1 pseudogene is annotated in these 390 nt (G+C 47.7%); it reads left to right on the top strand.

The features are described 5' to 3' along the window. Nucleotides 1-12: 12 nt before the first annotated feature. A pseudogene (locus tag A3729_RS07075) lies at nt 13-390 on the top strand (hypothetical protein); the annotation flags it as partial.

Raw genomic sequence — 390 nt, 5'->3', positions numbered from 1 at the left:
CTGGGCTTGGGTATGGGTGTGCCATTAATCCTGATCGCTATAGGTGGCGGTAAGTTCTTCCCTAAAGCCGGCGCCTGGATGGACAAAGTAAAATACGCTTTCGGCATAATGCTAATTGCCGTGGCAATCTGGCTCATTAGCCGTGTTATCCCTGAGTCAGTTTCGCTATTTTTATGGGCGTTGTTATGCGGCCTAACAGCAAGCCAGATGGGTGCTTTTGATGCAGCTAAGCCTGGAATAGAAAGAGTCTCTAAAGGTTTAGGCTTGCTCCTGGCCTTATACGCCGCATTATTATTTATTGGCTCACTTACTCAAGCCACAAACCCACTCAACCCCCTGGAAACTCTGATTAGCAACCAGCAAACCAACACACAGAAACCTAACAAGCTC

This window comes from Oleiphilus sp. HI0043, assembly GCF_001634935.1.
This window is presented reverse-complemented; position numbering and strand designations above follow the sequence as displayed.